The sequence below is a fragment of the Autumnicola edwardsiae genome (assembly GCF_031846505.1).
GTDB lineage: Bacteria > Bacteroidota > Bacteroidia > Flavobacteriales > Flavobacteriaceae > Autumnicola > Autumnicola edwardsiae.
On the sequence record NZ_JAVRHP010000131.1, the window covers coordinates 1 to 5860 of the forward strand.

At 41.0% G+C, this 5860-nt stretch carries 5 protein-coding genes; 1 reads left to right on the plus strand and 4 read right to left on the minus strand.

What is annotated here, in order from left to right; genetic code table 11:
* Positions 1–4: 4 nt before the first annotated feature.
* From RM529_RS15520 to trhO, 4 genes are all read right to left on the minus strand, one after another.
* Positions 5–2341 carry a penicillin-binding protein 1A gene (locus RM529_RS15520; protein ID WP_311485666.1) on the minus strand — a complete coding sequence of 779 codons (2337 nt, stop codon included), beginning with the start codon at positions 2339–2341 and terminating at the stop codon, positions 5–7.
* A gap of 12 nt (positions 2342–2353) precedes the next feature.
* Positions 2354–2845, minus strand: coding sequence for a gliding motility lipoprotein GldH (locus RM529_RS15525; protein WP_311485667.1), 492 nt, complete (start codon positions 2843–2845; stop codon positions 2354–2356).
* Complete coding sequence (locus RM529_RS15530) at positions 2838–4007, minus strand: PSP1 domain-containing protein (protein WP_311485668.1); 1170 nt, start codon at positions 4005–4007, stop codon at positions 2838–2840. The genes RM529_RS15525 and RM529_RS15530 overlap by 8 nt, the downstream gene beginning before the upstream one ends.
* 209 nt (positions 4008–4216) lie before the next feature.
* Positions 4217–5248: an oxygen-dependent tRNA uridine(34) hydroxylase TrhO gene (trhO, locus tag RM529_RS15535; RefSeq protein WP_311485669.1), complete on the minus strand. Its 1032-nt coding sequence runs from the start codon at positions 5246–5248 to the stop codon at positions 4217–4219.
* 205 nt (positions 5249–5453) lie between these two features.
* Here trhO and RM529_RS15540 point away from each other — a divergent pair.
* On the plus strand, positions 5454–5860 hold a 407-nt coding region (locus RM529_RS15540; RefSeq protein ID WP_311485670.1), incomplete at its 3' end, for a recombinase RecA.

Sequence of the window (5860 nt, forward strand, 5' to 3'; positions counted from 1 at the left end):
AATTCTAAAAATCCAGTTCATCGGGAACATCGCTGTAAGAGTCGTTTTCACCTCCGTAATTATTGCAATTCACCTCGATAGAAAGATTTTCCGGTCTGGGAAATTCTCCTTTAGAAATATTAAGTGCATCATCTGCATAAACATCCTTCATGTACATACCCCAAATTGGTAAGGCCATAGTTGCACCCTGCCCGTAGGTAATGGTGGGGAAATGTACAGATCTGTCCTCTGCTCCCACCCAAACACCGGTCACCAGGTTAGGAACCATTCCCATAAACCAACCATCACTCTGGTTTTGCGTGGTTCCCGTTTTACCGGCTATAGGAATGCTCTTGTCAAAGTTATAGGGATAACCCGTTACAGCACGTTTGTAATGGTCCAGGTTGGTGGCATAGTTTCCTCTTAACCGAACGCCAGATCCAGATTGAGTAACCCCTTCCAAAAGATTAACCGTCACATAGGCGGCTTCTTTGCTAAGTACGTCCCGGGTTTGAGGAACATTTTGATATAGCACAGTTCCGTTTTTATCTTCTATCCTGCTCACAACTAAAGGTTTTACATAAACCCCCTCATTAGCAAAAGTACTGTATGCAGAAACCATTTCAAATAAACTTAGATCTGGGGTGCCCAATGCAATAGAAGGGACTTCAGGAATATTTTCAGTATCTATTCCCAGCTTGTCCAGTAAATCTATAACAGGTCTTGGTCCGGTTTTATCTATAAGTCTTGCCGTTACCGTATTTACAGAGTTGGCAAGCGCATCCTTTAAAGATATCATACCAACATAGCTATCGGCATCATTTCCGGCATTTTGAGGTGACCAGTCTTTAAGAAGCCCAAATTTTCCTGCTTCAATAGTGAAACGATTCTTCGGAAGCGTATCACAAGGAGATAATTTTAACTGATCTATTGCCGTGGCATAAACAAAAGGCTTAAAAGTAGATCCAACCTGGCGTTTTCCCTGTTTAACATGATCGTACTTAAAATGCTTAAAGTCTGTACCACCCACCCAGGCCTTTACTTCACCGGTTTGCGGGGTCATAGACATCATTCCCGCCTGTAAATAAGATTTGTAATAAAGGATAGAATCCCGGGGGGTCATCACGGTATCTTTGGTGTGATTAGCGCTGGCCCAGCTAAAAACCCTCATTTCCCGTTCTTTATCGAAAGAAGCCAGAATTTCATCTTCAGGTATATCTTTTGCCTTCATCTCCTTCCACCTTACAGAACGTTTAATGGCGCTGTTCACGATTTGCTCAACCTCGCTCTCATCCACATCCCTGAAAGGTGCCGTAGGGTTATTTTTATTTTGCCTGGTAAATTCCTTCTGAAGATGGGAGATATGTCTTTCTACAGCCTCTTCAGCATATTCCTGCATTTTTGAATCTATACTTGTATAAATTTTTAACCCGTCACGATAAATATTGTATTCTGAACCATCTGGCTTCGGATTTTCATTGATCCACTCTCTAAGAAAACGCTGTACATAAGCCCGAAAATAAGTTGCCATACCCTCATCGTGTCCTTCAGGAGAGAAATTTAATTTTAGCGGAAGGGCCTGCAGGGAATCTTTTTCCGAAGGGGTTAAATACCCATTTTTTTCCATCTGTTTAAGCACCTGGTTCCTCCTTCTAAGAGCATTATCCTTGAACTCCTCTTTGGCCGGGTTGTATAAAATCGGATTTTTAAGCATTGCTACCAGAACAGCAGCTTCTTCAGTTTGTAGTTCTTTTGGCTCTTTTCCGAAGTAAATTCTTGAAGCCGAACGAATTCCCACCGCCTGATAAAGAAAATCGTACTTATTGAGGTACATGGTGATAATCTCCTGCTTGGTATACTGCCTTTCCAATCTCGTGGCAATCACCCATTCTTTTATCTTCTGAAAAACACGTTCCACTTTGCTGTTGGGAGTATCAGAAAACAGCAATTTGGATAACTGCTGAGTAATTGTGCTCGCGCCACCCCTTGAACCCAGGTATGCCACAGCACGAAGTGTACCGCGGGCATCAATCCCGGAATGGTGGTAATAACGCTCATCTTCTGTAGCAACAAGAGCATTCACAAGGTTTTCCGGTAGATCGTCATATTTTACCGGAGTCCTGTTTTCATTATAATACTTTCCAAGGGTTTTGCCATCTGAAGAAAATACCTCTGTAGCCAAATTGGTTTCAGGGTTTTCGAGTTCTTCAAAAGTCGGCATTTTACCAAATGCACCCCAGCCGGCCATTAGAAAAAGGATAATAACAAGAAGAATTCCTATTCCGAAAACACTCCAGAAACCAATGATATAGGAAGTTTTGCTTTTTTTAGGTGCTGCTTTCTTTTTTTTTGACGTAGCCATTTTTTTTGATAACTATTGCTGTGCGCTTTGCTCTATACGGAAGCCCACGTGGGTAATACCTTCTAAATTTTCAATCCCTTCCACTTCACCATTTTTTCGCATGGCTTGTTGTATATGGACTTCATATTGCCCCGGTTCCGGAAAACGTACATTTTCTTTGTACCAGAGTTTACTCTCTTTTACATCACCAAAACCCGTACCAAGCCATGTTCCATCTGGCGCAGCCATAGCATATTCCAGCGTATCGGTGACCACTTTTCCATACGGAAATTGAATTTCGGTAATCACAAAGAGGTTACTGTACCTGTATTCACTGTTGTTCCTGATGTTTATAAAAAGATCATACGTCTCCAAAGAATCCAGTTCTCCTATGTTAAACGCAACAACAGAATCTTTATTCCACGTAGATACAGATTTATATTCATCAAAAACACGATCTGAGTCACAGGAATACAATCCGAAAAAAGTGAATACTCCCAACAGTAAAAAAAAAGCTTTACGCATTTTTAGAAGGTTTACCTTTCCTCTTCTTTCTTTTCTTATTACGTCTTTTCCCCGTAGAAGCCTTGGGATTGTCAAAACGGGTAAGACTATCCTGCCCAACTACATTGTTAAAGTCCGGCTTCTTGTTCTCTTCCAGCTGTAATACCACTTCATATTCTTCCAGGCTGCCCACCGGTTCTTTCTTCTTATTGGAAGCTATAATTTTATTGGCCTGTTCTGCAGTTAATTTGTGCCAGTTCATCCACTCTCCTTCATAGGCATACCATAATACACCCTGAAAAATGTCAATTTTCTGGCATACGGCAGTACCTTTTTTAGTGTAAAGTTTCGTGTCTGTTCTGGGGAAAGATTTTAATGCCTCCAGATAAGTGTCCAATTCATAATTAAGGCAACACTTCAGCTTTCCACACTGTCCCGCAAGTTTTTGCGGATTAAGCGAAAGCTGCTGATATCGCGCTGCAGAAGTGCTTACAGACCTAAAATCTGTTAACCAGGTAGAACAGCACAATTCCCTTCCGCAGGAACCAATACCTCCTAATCTTGAAGCTTCCTGGCGCAGGCCAATCTGCCTCATTTCAATACGGGTATTAAACTCCCTGGCAAATTCTTTTATTAACTGCCGGAAATCCACACGATCGTCTGCAGTGTAATAGAAAGTTGCTTTTGAAGCATCTCCCTGGAATTCGATATCGCTAATTTTCATCTGAAGATTAAGACGGATAGCGATTTCCCGCGCGCGAACCTTCATTTTATCTTCCCTGTCACGCGCTTCCTGCCAAACATCAATATCCCGCTGTGAAGCTTTCCGGTACACTTTTAAAACCTCATCACTATCTGGCGCAACTTTCTTCTTCTTCATTTGCACCCTTACAAGTTCCCCGGCAAGGCTAACCATACCAACATCGTGACCCGGCGAGGCTTCTGTGGCCACAACATCACCCATACTCAGACTAAGATTCTCTGAATTTCGGAAAAAATGTTTTCTTCCGTTTTTAAAACGGACCTCAACAAAATTAAAGGGTTCTTCCCCGTTTGGAAGGGACATATTGGAAAGCCAATCGAAAACAGTAAGTTTATTACATCCGTCTGTTCCGCAGGTTCCGTTATTTTTACATCCTTTTGGCTGACCGTCTTTACCGGTCGAGCAACTGGTGCAAGCCATAAATTTATATATATTGTAGGTAGCTGCCTTTTATATCTGTGCTATCGACATGCTCTAAAATTCAACATTTTGCATCTCCGGAAAGCCTGTAAAGCGAACTTTGACGGCAATCTGATACAAATCTTTCGGCACCACCTTTAGATTAGTAAAAAAATATTAACAGTAAAGATACCAATATTTATTGGCACTACCATTTACAGAACGCCAACTTAGGTTTTATATTTTAAAACCTTTGAGCGTCCCTTCTTAAAGATTTTATTGCTGTTGCCCTTTCCTTTGCGCAGTTCTTTCTGCTCTTCGTAAGGCAAGGAATTAATTTTCATGCAATCTTCAGAACAGCAATCATTCATTTCCATGGCGCAATCTTCACACTGAATAAACAACAGGTGACAAGCTTCATTAGCACAATTAACGTGAGTATCACATAGTTTCCCACACTGGTGGCAATGCGCAATAACATCCTCTGAAATTCTCTCGGAACGACGATGATCGAACACAAAATTCTTCCCTATAAACTTATTCTCCAGTTTTTGATTTTCTACCTGCCGGGCATATTCAATAATTCCGCCTTCAAGTTGAAAAACTTTTTTGAAGCCTTTGTGCTTATAATAAGCACTGGCTTTCTCGCAGCGTATTCCGCCGGTACAATACATCACCAGGTTTTTATCTTCCTTATAATCTTTCAGGTCTTCTTCAATTATTGGCAACGAATCCCTGAAGGTATCCACATCTGGAGTGATGGCACCTCTAAAATGCCCAATTTCGCTCTCATAATGGTTTCGCATATCCACCAGGACCGTATCGGGATCTTCCAGTAGCGCATTAAATTTTTCAGCATCTACATGAAATCCGCGGTTGGTAACATCAAAACTGGCATCGTTAAGTCCATCGGAAACTATCTTGTTGCGCACTTTTACCTTCAGCTTTAAAAAAGCTTTTGCATCGTGCTCAATAGCGATATTCAACCGTACATCCTCAAGAAAATAAATCTCATCAAGAAATTTTTTGAAGGTATCAAAATTTTGAGCAGGAACAGAAAGTTGCGCATTTATACCCTCGTGGGCAACATAAATCCTCCCAAGAACGCCCATCTGGTCCCAGGCTATAAATAAATGGTTTCTGAATAATTCGGGATTCCCAATTTTCGCGTAGGCATAGAAAGAGAGCGTCAACCGGTCTTCCCCGGCTTCTTCAATTAATGCTGCTCTCTCTTTAGCGCTTAATTTATTGTACAGTTGCATGCTATACCAATTTATAAGAGTAAAAGAAAAATTTGCGCAAAGATAAGGCTTAAAATGAAAAAGCAGAAATTTGTTTTAGAAGCTTCAAATAAGTTTATCTTTAATTAGTTACAGTAAAAATATATTAGATAGAGAATGCCTATTTTAAAATTGTGATGCAGCAAAACTTATGTTAATTTAGCAGCTCTTCAAAAAGTAAAAAATTATGAGCAACGATAAAGAAAAAGAAGCAAAATTAAAGGCCCTTAAGCTTACCCTGGATAAGATGGATAAAACCTATGGAAAGGGTACGGTTATGAAAATGAGCGATCAGGCGATCGTGGATGTAGATGCCATTCCAACCGGCTCGCTGGGACTTGATCTGGCTTTGGGTGTGGGAGGATATCCGCGCGGTAGAGTTGTTGAAATTTACGGACCGGAATCTTCGGGTAAAACCACCCTTACGCTTCATGCTATTGCTGAAGCGCAAAAAGCGGGAGGTATCGCTGCTTTTATTGATGCAGAACATGCTTTTGACCGTTTTTATGCCGAAAAACTGGGTGTGGATATTGAAAACCTGATTATTTCACAACCAGACAACGGAGAACAGGCACTGGAAATCGCAGATAATTT

Bases quoted from the DNA above. Each gene is read 5' to 3' on its own strand.
- RM529_RS15520 (WP_311485666.1), bottom strand. From the start codon at position 2,341: ATGGCTACGTCAAAAAAAAAGAAAGCAGCACCTAAAAAAAGCAAAACT.
- RM529_RS15525 (WP_311485667.1), bottom strand. From the start codon at position 2,845: ATGCGTAAAGCTTTTTTTTTACTGTTGGGAGTATTCACTTTTTTCGGA.
- RM529_RS15530 (WP_311485668.1), bottom strand. From the start codon at position 4,007: ATGGCTTGCACCAGTTGCTCGACCGGTAAAGACGGTCAGCCAAAAGGA.
- trhO (WP_311485669.1), bottom strand. From the start codon at position 5,248: ATGCAACTGTACAATAAATTAAGCGCTAAAGAGAGAGCAGCATTAATT.